The organism is Gottfriedia sp. S16(2024) (genome assembly GCF_050473765.1).
In the GTDB taxonomy this organism is placed as follows: Bacteria; Bacillota; Bacilli; order Bacillales; family Bacillaceae_G; genus Gottfriedia.
In genome coordinates this window covers 3036563-3049972 of the sequence record NZ_JBFLUO010000001.1, presented here as the reverse complement: position 1 = coordinate 3049972, position 13410 = coordinate 3036563, and the positions used below count along the sequence as shown (strand labels likewise).

At 33.9% G+C, this 13410-nt stretch carries 11 protein-coding genes; all 11 read right to left on the bottom strand.

Features of this window, described 5'->3' with window-relative positions:
• Positions 1–337: 337 nt before the first annotated feature.
• A complete protein-coding gene (gene codY, locus AB1282_RS14255; protein WP_056470865.1) occupies positions 338–1117 on the bottom strand; it encodes a GTP-sensing pleiotropic transcriptional regulator CodY in 780 nt (259 codons plus the stop codon).
• An 87-nt stretch (positions 1118–1204) separates the two neighbouring features.
• Entirely contained in the window at positions 1205–2596 is a 1392-nt protein-coding gene (gene hslU / locus AB1282_RS14250) for an ATP-dependent protease ATPase subunit HslU (protein WP_056470868.1), read from the bottom strand.
• 11 nt (positions 2597–2607) lie between these two features.
• Positions 2608–3153: an ATP-dependent protease subunit HslV gene (gene hslV / locus AB1282_RS14245; RefSeq protein ID WP_056470870.1), complete on the bottom strand. Its 546-nt coding sequence runs from the start codon at positions 3151–3153 to the stop codon at positions 2608–2610.
• 47 nt (positions 3154–3200) lie between these two features.
• On the bottom strand, positions 3201–4100 hold the full coding sequence (gene xerC / locus AB1282_RS14240; RefSeq protein WP_056470873.1) for a tyrosine recombinase XerC: 900 nt from the start codon (positions 4098–4100) through the stop codon (positions 3201–3203).
• Positions 4101–4164: 64 nt separating this feature from the next.
• Positions 4165–5469 carry an FADH(2)-oxidizing methylenetetrahydrofolate--tRNA-(uracil(54)-C(5))-methyltransferase TrmFO gene (gene trmFO / locus AB1282_RS14235; protein ID WP_056470875.1) on the bottom strand — a complete coding sequence of 435 codons (1305 nt, stop codon included), beginning with the start codon at positions 5467–5469 and terminating at the stop codon, positions 4165–4167.
• A 310-nt stretch (positions 5470–5779) separates the two neighbouring features.
• Entirely contained in the window at positions 5780–7855 is a 2076-nt protein-coding gene (gene topA / locus AB1282_RS14230; protein WP_056470880.1) for a type I DNA topoisomerase, read from the bottom strand.
• 258 nt (positions 7856–8113) lie between these two features.
• Positions 8114–8980, bottom strand: a complete 867-nt coding sequence (dprA, locus tag AB1282_RS14225) for a DNA-processing protein DprA (protein ID WP_056470882.1) — start codon at positions 8978–8980, stop codon at positions 8114–8116.
• Positions 8981–9223: 243 nt separating this feature from the next.
• The gene (gene sucD / locus AB1282_RS14220) at positions 9224–10138 is read right to left on the bottom strand and encodes a succinate--CoA ligase subunit alpha (protein ID WP_056470883.1); all 915 of its coding nucleotides are present in this window, start codon (positions 10136–10138) and stop codon (positions 9224–9226) included.
• A 16-nt stretch (positions 10139–10154) separates the two neighbouring features.
• Positions 10155–11315, bottom strand: coding sequence for an ADP-forming succinate--CoA ligase subunit beta (sucC, locus tag AB1282_RS14215; RefSeq protein WP_056470885.1), 1161 nt, complete (start codon positions 11313–11315; stop codon positions 10155–10157).
• Between the two features lie 372 nt (positions 11316–11687).
• Positions 11688–12455 carry a ribonuclease HII gene (locus AB1282_RS14210; protein ID WP_429901141.1) on the bottom strand — a complete coding sequence of 256 codons (768 nt, stop codon included), beginning with the start codon at positions 12453–12455 and terminating at the stop codon, positions 11688–11690.
• A 41-nt stretch (positions 12456–12496) separates the two neighbouring features.
• Positions 12497–13396: a ribosome biogenesis GTPase YlqF gene (ylqF, locus tag AB1282_RS14205; protein ID WP_097975497.1), complete on the bottom strand. Its 900-nt coding sequence runs from the start codon at positions 13394–13396 to the stop codon at positions 12497–12499.
• Positions 13397–13410 lie beyond the last annotated feature (14 nt).

Below are 13410 nucleotides of genomic sequence, written 5' to 3'. Positions count from 1 at the left end.
AAAAAACAACAATATAGTTGAAAACAGTATAAAAGTAAAACACCAGCACAATTCTATTATCTAAATCCCTCACAAAAATAATGTTTATATTTTGTCACTATAATCAAGTAAATATTTTTTAATCATACCATAATTTCCAATTCGTCTATATATCTCATTTAGACAAAAAAGGAAAATAGTCTCTATTTAGCTAATCATTTTATTCTAATATAAAAATCTGTACAATTCTAACCCTTTTTTAATTTAATAAAGACAAAAAACCTTTTCCCAATTTTTATTGAGAAAAGGTTTAAATTTAATTTTATCTTTTAGTCTTCATTAAGCAGTGACTTTATTATTAGTTAGATTTTAATTTCTCTAACTCTAATAAGAATTTATCATTTAGTACTTTAATATAAGTACCTTTCATACCTAATGATCTAGACTCGATAACACCAGCACTTTCTAATTTACGAAGTGCATTTACGATCACTGATCTTGTAATTCCTACACGGTCAGCGATTTTACTTGCTACTAATAAACCTTCATAGCCATTTAATTCTTCAAAAATATGTTCAATTGCTTCTAATTCGCTATAAGAAAGAGATGAAATAGCCATTTGTACAACAGCTTTACTTCTAGCTTCTTCTTCAATTTCTTCAGCTTTTTCACGTAGAATTTCCATACCTACTACTGTAGCGCCATATTCAGCTAAGATTAAATCATCATTTTCAAAATCATGATTAATTCGAGCTAGAACAAGAGTACCTAAGCGCTCACCACCACCGATAATCGGTACAATAGTTGTTAAACCGCCAGAAAATAAATCTTTATTTTCAACTGGGAATGCAGTGTGCTCACTATTGATGTCTATATTTGATGATGTTTCATTAATATTAAATAGGTTTTGTGTATATTCTTCAGGGAATTGGCGATCGCTGAACATTTTTTGCATACGTTCATTTTCAATTTTTTGGTGAAGACCGTAACCTAATAATTTCCCTTTACGACTTAAAATAAATACGTTTGATTCAATAACTTCTTCTAATGTATCTGCCATTTCTTTAAAGTTAACTGGCTTCCCTGCAGATTGTTGTAATAACTTATTAATCTTTCTTGTTTTTTCTAATAATTGCATCTTTCTAAATGCCTCCTATTTAATTGTACGTTTCCTTTGAACCTCTTAGTGATCTCATGGTTGAATTCAAAAGTGTTCTTAGCTAAATCATAAAATGAATTGACTTATATCTTTATCTTTTGCAATATTTGCGAGCTTTTCATTTACATATTGTGGTGTAATCATAATTGTTCCCATTTGAATTTCAGAAGCTTCAAACGATAGGTCTTCAAGAAGTTTTTCCATAATAGTATGCAATCTTCTTGCGCCTATGTTGTCTGTTGTCTGATTAACTTCAAATGCTATTTCTGCTATTCTACGTATAGCATCGTCAGAAAATTCGATTTGTATACCTTCTGTAGACAATAAAGCTTTATATTGTTTAATAATTGAAAAATCAGGCTCAACTAAAATACCAACAAAATCTTCAACAGATAATTTCCCTAATTCTACACGAATCGGGAAGCGACCTTGTAATTCAGGTATTAAATCTGATGGTTTGGAAATATGGAATGCACCAGCTGCAATAAATAGAACATGATCCGTTTTAACCGGTCCATATTTTGTCACAACCGTACTTCCCTCAACGATTGGTAAGATATCTCTTTGTACGCCCTCTCTCGAAACATCTTGAGTAGAGTTTTGCTTACTTGCAATCTTATCAATTTCATCAATGAAAATAATCCCTAGTTGTTCAGCTCTAAAAACTGCTTCTTGTGTTACTTCATCCATATCGATTAATTTCTGAGCTTCTTCATTCGTTAAAATCTTACGAGCTTCTTTAACAGGAAGCTTTCTTTTTTTAGTTTTCTTTGGAAATAGACTACCTAATGACTCTTGGAAGTTCATTCCCATTTGTTCCATTCCAGTTCCTTGCATAAAATCTAGCATTGGAGCTTGTTGTTGCTCTACTTCAATAGACACAAGATCTTCTTCTAGTTTTCCAGATAATAGTTGAAATTCTATATTTCTTCTTTTAGATGTTAATTCTGTATCATTCTCTTCTTGCTCAGCATTCGAGTTTTGTGAATCTTGATTAAAAAGCATCTCAAGTGGGTTTTTGAATGAAGCTTGTTTTTTCGTACTTGGTGCTAGAAGTTTTACTAATCTTTGATTCGCATTTTTTTCAGCTTGATCTTTCACCTTACTCATACGCTCTTCTTTTACAATTCGAATAGAAGTTTGGACTAAATCGCGAACCATTGATTCGACATCTCTTCCAACATAGCCAACTTCTGTAAATTTAGTAGCTTCAACTTTAATGAATGGCGCACCAACTAGTTTTGCCATTCTTCTAGCAATTTCAGTTTTACCAACACCTGTTGGTCCAATCATTAAAATATTTTTTGGTGAAATTTCATCACGGAATGACTCTTCAAGTAAACTTCTACGATATCGATTTCTGAGTGCAATTGCTACTGCTTTTTTCGCTTGTTGCTGTCCAACAATATATTGATCAAGTTTTTCAACAATTTGACGAGGCGTGAAAGAAGTACTCATAATACACTCTCCTATTCTAATTCTTCTAAAATTATATTTCCGTTCGTATACACACAAATATCACTTGCAGTTTTTAAACTAGCATATGCAATTTGTTTTGCCGAAAGATTCTCACCTGCGTTTTCCTTTAATGCACGACCTGCTGCTAGAGCGTAATTCCCTCCAGAACCGATTGCAAGAATTCCATCGTCAGGCTCAATTACTTCACCAGTACCAGAAATTAATAATAATGAATTATGATCCATTACGATTAGCAATGCTTCAAGTTTATGTAATACTCGATCTGTTCTCCATTTTTTTGCTAATTCAACAGCAGCTCGTTGAATATTACCATTATATTCAACTAACTTGCCCTCAAAAAGTTCGAATAAAGTAAATGCATCCGCAACTGATCCTGCAAAACCAGCTAAAACTTTTCCATTAAAAAGCTTTCTAACTTTTCTTGCAGTGTGCTTCATTACTACTGCATTCCCAAAAGTTACTTGGCCATCACCAGCCATGGCACTTTTACCATCGTGTCTGATTGCGAAAATCGTTGTAGCATGAAAATTGGACATGTGAATCCTCCTTAGAAACGTCGATTAATTTCTAAAATTGAGCGTGTTTATGCTCTAGGATGATGTAAATTGTATACTTTTTGTAATCTTTCCTTCGTTACATGTGTATAGATTTGAGTAGATGATAAATTCTCATGTCCAAGTAATTCTTGAACACTACGAATATCAGCACCGTTATCAAGCATATGCGTAGCAAAGGTGTGCCTTAACATATGTGGATAGATTTTATTAGTCAACGAAGTATCTTTGATCATTTTTTCTAAAATACCACGGACACCTCTTGCCGTTAGTTTTGTACCACGGTGATTCAAAAAAAGATCGTCATTCATTTGCTTGTTAGCTATTATCAGTCTATTTCGGCCATCTTCTATATATGTATGAAGAGCTTTTTCTGCATAACTGCCAAAGGGAATATACCGCTGTTTATTCCCTTTGCCTGTTACTAAAATAGTCCCAATTTGAAAATCTATGTCTTTTAATTTCAAATTACAGCATTCGCTTACTCGGATTCCGGTAGCATATAGCAATTCTAAAAGAGCTTGATTTCTTTGTCCAAGTTCCGTATCTAGATTGCTAATCTTAAATAGTTTTTCAAGTTCTTCCTTGTACAAAAATCTTGGTATCATAGTTTCTTTTTTAGGAAGTGACGCTAATACAAAAGGATTCTCTTTTGCTTCATTTTCTCTCATAAGAAAACGATAGAAACTTCTTAAACAAGAAATATGCTTTGAGACTGTACGTCTTGATAGCTGTTTGTCATGCAAAGTTGTTAAATAGAGACGAACATCAGAATAAGTAACTGAAGAAAATGAAATAATGGATTGTTGTTCCATAAAAACTAGAAATTGTTCAACAATTTTTTTATAACTATTTAATGTGTATTGTGAAGAGTTTTTCTCTAATTGTAAATACTGAATGAATAATTGACACAATATTTTAATATTCAAGGTAATTTCTCCTCACAAGCCACTACATACTAACATATTAAGTAGCTATTTGCAATTTATTTTCTTAACATTCTACAAAATTCATAATTGATTCTAATGCACGGTTTGCATAAGCTTCATATCGTTCTTGTTTTCTTTTAATTTTTACATCAAGTCTTGGGAATAGACCGAAGTTAGCATTCATAGGTTGGAAGTGTTTTGCACTTGTTGTCGTAATATAATTAGCCATACTTCCAATTGCAGTTTCTGCTGGGAATACGACTAATTCTTTCTCCATTACGTATCTAGCTGCATTTATTCCCGCTACTAAACCAGATGCTGCAGATTCTACATAACCTTCCACTCCAGTCATTTGACCTGCAAAGAATAAATCTTGACGCCCTTTAAAACGATAGGTTGCCTCTAATAGATTCGGCGAATTTATAAACGTATTTCGATGCATTACACCATATCGTACAATTTCAGCATTCTCAAGCCCAGGTATTAATTGCAATACTTCTTTTTGAGGGCCCCATTTTAAATGCGTTTGGAATCCTACTATATTATATAAAGTTCCAGCACTGTCATCCTGACGTAGTTGTACAACTGCATGTGGCGTCTTACCAGTCTTTGGATCCTCTAAGCCTACTGGTTTCATTGGACCAAATAATAACGTTTGCTTTCCACGTTTAGCCATTACTTCAACTGGCATACATCCTTCAAAGAAAATCTCTTTTTCAAATTCTTTTAAAGGAACTGTTTCTGCTGTGGTTAATGCTTCATAAAAACGATCAAATTCTTCTTCTGTCATTGGGCAATTTAAGTAAGCTGCTTCACCTTTATCATATCTTGATTTTAAATATACTTTATTTAAATCAATACTTTCTTTTTCTACGATTGGAGCCGCTGCATCATAAAAATAGAAATAATCTTCACCCGTTAATTCTTTTAATTGCTGAGATAGCTCAGGTGATGTTAAAGGACCTGTTGCGATTACTGTTGGTCCTTCAGGAATTTTAGTCATTTCTTCGTTATGCACAGTAACATTTGGATGATTTTTTACATACTCAGTTACTCGGCTAGCAAACTCATGTCGGTCTACAGCTAATGCACCACCTGCTGGTACAGCACACTCATCAGCAGATCGAATAATAACTGAATCTAATCTTCTCATTTCCTCTTTTAATACTCCTACAGCGTTCGTTAATGTATTCGCTCTTAGTGAATTACTACAAACCAATTCAGCAAACTTGTCAGTATGATGAGCAGGTGTTTGTCTAACTGGTCTCATCTCGTATAAATGAACTTTAATTCCTCTTTTTGCGATTTGATAAGCGGCCTCGCTTCCTGCTAAACCTGCTCCAATAACATTAATAAATTGTTCTTTCATTGTTAACTCCTTCTACGCTGATTCAATCTAAATTACGTAATAATATTTTATAATTTTTTCTTAAAGATTTCTTAATTAAAAGTTGATATGAAAAGTAAAAGTGAGCAAATTAATTGCTCACACTTTTATTTGGACAAAGTCTCAGTAAATATGAATTTTTAGTCTGATTGAAAACGTTTGACTTTAGAGTTGCGAATCCTGATGAGGAACTAAAGTTAACCTAAACAGTAATAAGCACCTCGGCAGGCGACGAGTCAACGAGGATAGCAAGCGTTTTTGCTGGTAGTCTAAGTGCAAGAAAATTAATTGCTTACACTTGTTGATCCTCTTTGTAGTCACATGATACACATTGAACTTGAATACCTTTTTTCATTTTCTTTTCAACTAATAAGTTTTCACATTTTGGACATGGTCTCGCAATTGGCTTATCCCATGATAAGAATTCACATTCAGGATAATTCGTGCATCCATAGAATATTCGATTCTTTTTCGATTTACGTTCGATTATATTCCCATCTTTACATGTAGGACATTTGACACCAATATCTTTTACGATTGCTTTTGTATTTCTGCAATCTGGAAAGTTTGAGCATGCCATGAACTTACCGTATCTACCCATTTTAAATACCATCGGGCTTCCACATAATTCACAGTCTTCACCAGCAGGTTCATCTCTAATTTCAACTTTTTGCATTTCTTTTTCAGCTATTTCTAAGTGCTTCTCAAAACCTCTATAAAATTGATCGATGATTTGAATCCAGTTCACATTGCCGTCTTCAATTTTATCAAGGTCACCTTCCATTTGAACCGTAAACTCAATATTAATTACTTCTGGGAAAAACTCAACGACTAAATCAAATACTATTTGACCTAGTTCAGTAGGGACAAATCTTTTATTATCTAATGAAACATATCCACGTTTTTGTATCGTTTCTAAAGTTGGTACATAAGTTGATGGACGACCAATCCCTAACTCTTCAAGAGTTTTTACTAATCTAGCTTCCGTGTAACGTGGTGGTGGCTGAGTAAAATGTTGTTCAGGTAATAGATCTTCTAATTTAACTTTCTCACCTTCAGCTAACGGTGGAAGGATACGGTCTTTTTCTTCTGTGCCATCATCATTACTTTCTATATACACCTTCATAAAACCAGGGAATTTAACTACTGACCCATTGGCTCTAAATATTACATCGTTATTAATTAAGTCAACTTTTACCGTATCTAGTATTGCAGATGCCATCTGACTAGCAACAAATCGTTCCCATATTAATTTATAAAGTCGATATTGATCGCGGCTAACATGAGCTTTGATCGTATCAGGCGAACGTAAAGTTGATGTTGGTCTAATTGCTTCGTGTGCATCTTGTACTTTATCTGATTTTTTTTCGCTTTTTTTATTTGTAGCAACAAAATCTGCACCATAAGTATCAATTATATAAGATTTTGCTTCCTCAGCCGCAACATCGGATATTCTAGTTGAATCAGTTCTCATATATGTGATTAACCCGACCTGGCCTCCACTACCTAGGGAAATTCCTTCATATAATTGCTGTGCAATCATCATCGTTTTCTTTGCACGCATATTTAATTTTCTAGCTGCTTCCTGCTGTAGTAAGGAAGTAGTAAAAGCAGTTGCTGGATTACGTTTACGTTCTTTTCTAGTAACACTTAGAACTTCAAAGTGATCACCTTTAATTTGTGATAAAACATTTTTTACATCAGTTTCAGAATTCAATTCCACTTTTTTACCATTAACTCCGTAAAAAGAAGTATCAAATGTTTCTTTCTTTGTTAAAGCCTTACTTTTAATTGTCCAATATTCTTCAGGTTGGAAGATTCCAATCTCTTTTTCTCGTTCGATGATTAGTCTAAGAGCGACAGATTGAACTCGACCTGCACTTAAGCCCTTTTTCACTTTCTTCCATAGTAATGGGCTTATGTTATACCCTACTAATCGATCTAGCACACGTCTTGCTTGCTGAGCGTCTACTAAATTCATATTAATTGGTCTAGGTTTTTTAAAAGACTCTTTAATAGCATCTTTAGTAATTTCATTAAACACTACACGACAATCCGATGATGTATCGATATTAAGTGTATTCGCAATATGCCATGCTATTGCTTCACCTTCGCGATCTGGATCGGCTGCTAGATAGATTTTTTTTGCTTTTTTCGCAGCAGATCTTAAATCCTTTAAAACTGGACCTTTTCCACGGATTGTTATGTATTTTGGGTTGTAATCGTTTTCTATTTCAATCCCCATCTGGCTTTTAGGTAGATCTCGAACATGTCCCATTGATGCGATTACTTTGAATTTCTTACCTAAGTACTTTTCTATTGTTTTAGCCTTTGAAGGGGACTCCACTATAACTAAATTTTCTGCCATCTTTTAAGCCTCCCGAGAGTTTCCTATTCATTACTCTCTGTATTCCTTATTTCTTTCTTTTATTCTTATGTATTCTCAAATAGATTCATAATAAGAAGAGTTCAATTTATATTTTTGATTTTCCTTCATACAATTTCAAATTGTATAGTTTATTCTATACATTAGTCAAATTTTATTTAGATATAAAATAACACAAGTCGCCTTAGTATTGTCAATATTTTGTAATATAAACATATTTTTTTATTTTTTAGTATATTCCTAAAATTCCTCTAAAATATCATTTGTACATGTAATTAATTTCGCTCCATCCTGAATTAATCGATGATTTCCTTTATATTCTTCCATTATAATCGGACCTGGCACTGCAAATACCTCTCTATTATATTGAATTGCAAAATTTGCAGTAATCATCGTCCCGCTCTTTTCCTTAGCCTCTAAAACGATTAAACCTTTTGATAACCCAGCAATAATTCTATTTCTTCTAGGAAAATATCTTTTTTCTGGTCCAATATAATATGGATATTCGCTAATAACTAAATGATTTAATGATATTTCATTAAATAAGTTACGGTTTTCTTTCGGATAAATATAGTCTAACCCACAACCGACAACTGCAATCGTTGTTCCGTTGTGGAAAATAGCAGAATTATGTGCAATTGAATCGCATCCAGATGCCATTCCACTTACAATAACACAATTTTCTTTTATTAGGCCTAAAATTATCGAATCACAAATAATTTTCGCAAATAAAGTTGGTTTTCTAGCTCCAATTATACTCAACATAAATTGTTCATTAAGGATATTTTGATTTCCTTTTAAATATAAAACAAACGGAGGGTCACATATTTCTCTTAACAAATCCGGATATAAATCATCATAAATTGTAATAATTTTAATATTTTTTTTATAGCTTTCTTTTAAAATATCAAAAATGGAAGTTGAATGAAGTTGACTATATAATTTTTCAGCGGCGTTTGAAGTCATTTGAAATGTAGTTTTAAATGTAGAAGGTGAGTATTGATAGAGGTTTTCTAAATGTGGATCATAGAGAAGTATCTTTTTGATTGCTTGATAGTTTTCAAATAAAAAATGATGCAAATGAATAAGTCGAATTTTCTTTTCCATGTATTCTCCTTTCTTATAAGAAAGTAGCCCCCTATCGGAGGCTACTCAGACTGTTGGCAAACGCTCTCTTTCTTCGTTGCTTCGCCTGTCTGTGGTGCTCATTACCGTCAAGGTAACTCCGCTCCTCACCAGGCTACGCGCCTCGAAAGACAAGCGTTTTCAATCAGTCTGATAATAATATTTTTCGAACTTTTGTCTAATAATTAAGTAGCCTCCTATCGGAGGCTACTTAATTTATCATTCTTATACTAAAGCTTCATGTGTCTTACATTGTTCATATAAGCCACGCTCTTTTAATGCACCAATTAAAGTTTCGCCCATTACTGCAGGAGTAAGTGCAACTTTAATGCCACAGCTTTCCATTGTAGCCATTTTCTCTTTAGCAGTACCTTTACCGCCTGCGATGATAGCACCAGCATGTCCCATACGTTTACCTTCTGGAGCTGTTTGACCGCCAATAAATCCTACTACTGGTTTCGCCATATTAGCTTGTACCCACTCAGCAGCTTCTTCTTCTGCAGTTCCACCGATTTCACCGATCATAATAACTGCATAAGTTTCTGGATCTTCATTGAATGCTTTTAATACATCGATGAAGTTTGTTCCATTTACAGGGTCTCCACCAATACCTACAGCTGTAGATTGACCAATACCAGCTTGAGTTAATTGATGTACAGCTTCATAAGTTAATGTACCAGAACGTGATACGATTCCTACATGACCTTTTTTGTGAATGTAACCAGGCATGATACCAATTTTACACTCATCTGGAGTGATAACACCAGGACAGTTAGGACCAACTAATCTAGTCTTTTTGCCTTCCATGTACTTTTTAACTTTTACCATATCAAGTACTGGAATACCTTCTGTAATACAAATAGCGATATCTAATTCTGCATCAACTGCTTCCATGATTGCATCAGCAGCAAATGCTGGTGGTACGTAGATTACAGATGCATTAGCACCAGTAGCTTCAACTGCATCTTTAACTGTATTGAATACAGGTACGCCAGCAATGTCAGTTCCACCTTTACCAGGAGTTACACCACCAACGATTTTTGTACCATACTCTAACATTTGAGTTGTATGGAATAAGCCTTGTGAACCAGTAATACCTTGTACAATGACTTTTGTATCTTTATTAATGAATACGCTCATTTTTATCCTCCCTTTCTTAGCCTACAAGTGCAACGATTTTTTCAGCGCCATCAGCCATTGAATCTGCTGCAACAATGTTTAAGCCTGACTCATTAAGAATCTTCTTACCTAATTCAACATTCGTTCCTTCTAAACGAACAACTAATGGTAAGTGTAAACCAACTTGTTTAGTTGCTTCGATTACACCTTCAGCAATAACATCACACTTCATGATGCCACCGAAGATATTAACGAAAATACCTTTAACATTTTGGTCAGAAAGGATGATTTTAAATGCTTCTGTAACTTTCTCAGCTGTAGCACCGCCCCCAACATCAAGGAAGTTAGCCGGGTCTCCACCGTAGTGTTTAATGATATCCATTGTAGCCATTGCTAGACCAGCACCATTAACCATACATCCGATATTTCCGTATAAAGAAATATAGTTTAAGTCATACTTAGAAGCTTCGATTTCTTTTGGATCTTCTTCTTCTAAGTCACGGTAAGCTAAAATGTCTGCATGACGATATAAAGCATTTGAGTCAAAGTTTAACTTTGCATCTAATGCCATTACTTCACCATCACCAGTAACTACTAATGGGTTAATTTCAGCGATTGAGCAATCTTTTTCGATAAACGCACTATATAAGCCCATCATGAACTTAACAGCTTTGTTTACTAAGTTGCTTGGAATGTTGATATTGAACGCAATACGACGAGCTTGGAAGCCTTGTAGACCTACTGCTGGATCAATATACTCTTTAAAGATTTTTTCAGGTGTTTTTTCTGCTACTTCTTCAATTTCAGTTCCACCTTCTTCAGAAGCCATTAATACAACTTGAGAAGTAGCGCGGTCTAAAACTAAACCAACATAATATTCTTTTTTAATATCGCAGCCTTCTTCGATAAGTAAGCGCTTAACTTCCTTACCTTCTGGTCCAGTTTGATGAGTAACTAATACTTTACCTAGTATTTCACTAGCATATGTATTTACTTCATCTAAATTTTTCGCTACTTTTACGCCACCCGCTTTACCGCGGCCACCAGCGTGAATTTGAGCTTTTACTACGCATACAGCTGTACCTAATTCTTTAGCTGCTTCTACTGCTTCTTCAACTGTGAATGCAACTTTACCGTTTGGTACTTTTACGCCATAGCTTCGTAGGATTTCTTTCCCTTGATACTCATGGATATTCATGATCCATCCTCCCCTTTTAGAACAAGACAAATTAAAACACATCCCTATTGTATCTCTTACAGAATATACTGTAAATACTTTAGTAGAAAAGAATTAAATATTCTATGTTTTTTATAGAAAACCTTTTCATATACAATAGTCAATGTAGTTTATCATATTACAATATTATTTTTCCAATAATATATCCTTACCCTATAAAAAATAGATTAACGACAGTTTGAATCATTTTTGATTTTAGGTTTACATCATTTCGATTCATTGATCTACTTAATATAAACTTAGAATATTATGTAATCTTAACTGTCATTAATCTAATATATTTTAGTCCACTTCAGTAATTTGATGTATGTTAACTACCAATTATTTTTACATTCAAACTTTATCTTTTATTGGTGCAAAGGATCTTCTATGTTCATTAATAATTCCATGCTCATCAATCGCTTTTAGATGTTCCTTTGTTCCATATCCCATATGCTTTTCAAATCCGTAGTTTGGATGCTTTAAACTTAGTTCGCACATTAAAGAATCCCTTGTTTCTTTTGCAAGTACAGATGCAGCTGCTATACTGATACTTGTTGCATCGCCCTTAATGATTGATGTTTGAGAAATATCTAGCGGGAGTTTCATTGCATCAATTAATAAATGTTCAGGCGAATGAGTAAGTTGTTCAATTGCACGTCTCATCGCTAATTTAGTTGCTTCATAAATATTGATTTCATCAATTTCAGTTGAACTGGCCATTCCAACTCCATAAGAAATTGCTTCTTCCTTGATCCGCTTTACGAAGTACTGTCGTTTCTCTTTCGATAATTTTTTTGAATCATCTAATCCAATTAGCTGAGTATTTTCCGCTAAAATTACAGCTGCTGCTACAACAGGACCAGCTAATGGACCTCTACCAACTTCATCTACTCCTGCAATTAACTTTATATTTTGACTATAAAGATTCTGTTCATATTCCATCATTTTAAGAAATTTCTTTCTAGCTAAATCTTTTTTTTCTTGTTCTCTATACCATTTAGCAATTAGCTTTTGCACACCAATTCTTTGATCACTTTCTAATTCTTTTAAGAGTTCATTTGTTGGGTCAGTTAATTCACTTAGTTTATTTTTTATTTCATCTATTTTCAGAGACATAATCTAGAACTCCTTAATTTTCATTAAAAAAGAAGAAAGTACGCTTATTCTTGCGCACTTTCTTCTAATATTTCATCAGTCACTTCAAGCATTGATGGATTTTCGAAAGTTAATCTTCCTAATTTTCCCGCTCTTAGCTCACGTAAAAATAAATCAGATGTTTTATCATAATCTATAATTCCGCCTGACATAAGTAATCCACGTTTCTTTCCAATATGATCAAAAATATCAACGACTTCTTCAGAAAATAAAACTTCCTCATTCATGTCATATCTTTCTTTTAATACATTTGGATAAAACTCTCTTAAATATTTAATCGCATAAATCATTACCTCTTGAAGGTTAATGATACTATCTTTAATTGCTCCTGTAGTTGCTAAACGAAGACCTACAAGTTGGTCTTCAAATTTAGGCCACAATATACCTGGTGTATCAAGCAGTTCAATTTCTTTCCCTACTTTTATCCACTGCTGTGCTTGCGTTACGCCTGGACGGTCACCAGTTTTAGCAATATTCTTTCGTGCAAGCTTATTGATTAAAGTCGACTTACCAACATTCGGGATCCCTACAATTAACGCTCGAATTGCGCGAGGTTTAATCCCTTTAGATCTCATTTTATCAAACTTCTCTTTTACAAGTATTTCACAAGAAGAAATAATTGCTTTTAACCCTTGTCCAGATGCCGCATCGATAGCAATTGCCATTACGCCTTGTTTTTCATAATGCGCTAACCATTGCTGAGTAATTCTTGGATCCGCTAAATCCGCTTTATTTAACAAAAGTAATCTTGGTTTATTTGAAATTATTTCATCGATCATTGGATTTCTAGAAGCTGCGGGTACCCTTGCATCCGCTAATTCAATTACTACATCAATTAGTGAAAGTTTTTCTGTAACTTGTCTTCTAGCTTTTGCCATATGGCCTGGAAACCATTGAATCGTCATGTTGCCACCTTCTT